The following is a 2,178-nucleotide window of genomic DNA, read 5'->3' on the forward strand; positions in this document are numbered from 1 at the left end:
GAGGTCAGTTCCTCCATCGAGGCGGCGGTTTCCTCCAGGTTGGCGGCCTGCTGCTCGGTGCGGCGGGAGAGGTCGTTGTTGCCGGTGGCGATCTCCGCCGCCGCCTGGTGGATGCGCGACGTCGCGGTCTGGATGCGGTCGATGATGCCGGTGAGCTGGACCACGGTGGCGTTGGCGTCGTCGCGCATGGCGGCGAACGTCCCGCGGTAGTCGCCTTCCATCTGCACGGTGAGGTCGCCCTGCGAGAGCGCGCGCAGCACGCCCGATACCTGCTCGACGCTGGAGCCGATGGCGGCCAGCAGGCCGTTGAGCTGTTCGGACAGCTGCAGCAGGAAGCCGCTCTTGTCCTCCAGCCGGATGCGGCCGGAGAGGTCGCCGTGCGAGGCGGCCACGATGATGTCGCTGACTTCCTGCTCGATCCGCACCTCCACGGTGCGGTCGTCCCATTCCACCACGTAGCCCAGGCGGTCGCCGTCGGCGTCGGTGACCGGGTTGATGATCTGGCGCATGACATGGCCGCCGACGCTGATCTGCGCGTGGTGGGTGCCATGCAGCCTGCCGAGCAGCCCGCGCTGGTGCGCCGGGTGCCGGTGGAAGATGTCGATGTTGCTGCCGATCAGGGTCTTCATGTCGAAGTTCGGCAGGTCGCGGCGCATGTCCTGCTCGGCCTTGCCCAGCATCTCCATCAACGGCCGGTTGGCGTAGATGATGTTGAGGTCGGCGTCGGCGATCATCACACTGGTGGTGACGTCGTCCAGCGCGGTGCGGATGCGCAGGTCCTCGGCGGCGCGGGCGCGGTCCTGGTCGGCCCGGGCCTTGAGCTGGGCGATCATCTCGCCGATGGCGGCATACATCTGCCCGATCTCGTCGCGCGAGCGGTAGTCCACGAGCACGTCGAGATCGCCGTGCGAAACCGCCTGGATCGCACCGAGCGCACCGGACAACGGGCGCAGGATCGAGCGCGCGATCAGCCAGCACACCAGCAGTGCCGCCAGCAACACCAGCATGCCGGCCACGATCAGCACCCGGCCGAAGCTCCAGGCGCGCGCGGCGATGTCGTCGGTGTACTCGCCGCTGCCGATGATCCAGCCCCAGCGCTTGTGCAGGCCGACGTAGGAGATCTTCTGCACCGCGCCGTCGACGCCGGGCTTGGGCCAGGTGTAGTCGAGGAAGCCGCCGCCGTTGCGCTGTGCAAGCCTGACCATCTCCACGAAGATCTTTTTGCCGTCGGCACTGGTGGCGTCGCTGAGGTCCTTGCCGTTCAGCGCGGTCTGGTAGGGGTGCATCAGCATGGTGGGGTGTTCGTCGTTCACCCACAGGTAGTCGCTGCCGTTGGCGCTGCGCAGCGACTCGATGGCCGCCAGCGCCTGGCGGCGGGCTTCGTCCTCGCCCAGTTCGCCGGCGGCGGCGCGGTCGGCGTAGCGGTTGGCCAGCGCCAGCGCCGCCTCCACGCGGGTGTGCAGGGCATTGCGCTCGTTGCGCAGCAGTTCGTCGTGGTTGCGCCGGGCGGTGACCAGGCACAGGGCGATGATCCCGGTGGCCAGGACGGCGAGCATGAGGATGAATTTGCGGCGCAGCGGCAGGTCGCTGAAGACGCGCAGGGCGGGGTGGGCGTTCATGCGTCTGTTTCCTTTTCCGTCACCGTGCATGGAAGAACAGGCCCTGCGGCCCCCGCCACGACACGGCCGCCTGCCTTCCCGCGATATCGGCGCCCGGTTCCGCGGCTGCAGCGCCGCGGGCGGGTACCTGGCGGTTGCATGACCGCCAGCGGGATTGCAGTGCGACCGGCATCACGGAACAGGTTTTCCGCGGGATGCGCACTACCGGCCTTGCCTCCCGCCCCGCCGGGGGCAGGCGCCGACGGGCCCCGCCGGTGGGGGCCCGTCGGCGTTGGATCAGAACTCCTGCCAGTCGTCGCCGTCGGCCAGCGCCGGCTCGGTCCTGCGTGCCGCGCCGGGCTGCGCGCGCGGCGGCGCCACGGCGGGACGCGCGGCGGCGCGCCGGGCGGCGGGCGGCAGCGGGGACGGCGCGGCCGCGGGCGTCGCGGCGGCATCGTCGAGGTGGAACAGGGCGACCGCCGCGGCCAGCTGGGTGGCCTGTTCCTCCATCGAGCGCGCGGCGGCGGTGGCTTCCTCCACCAGCGCGGCATTCTGCTGGGTGGTTTCGTCCATCTGCATC

Annotated in this window: 1 protein-coding gene and 1 pseudogene; both read right to left on the bottom strand. The window is 70.6% G+C overall.

Going from position 1 to position 2,178, the window contains the following annotated elements:
* The coding region (locus tag AC06E6_RS16340; RefSeq protein WP_478062055.1) for a cache domain-containing protein at positions 1-1,619 on the bottom strand (1,619 nt) is incomplete at its 3' end.
* Positions 1,620-1,895: 276 nt separating this feature from the next.
* Positions 1,896-2,178: pseudogene (locus AC06E6_RS16345) on the bottom strand (methyl-accepting chemotaxis protein); the annotation flags it as partial.

The organism is Stenotrophomonas sp. Steno-Z10-HUANG, from assembly GCF_056393075.1.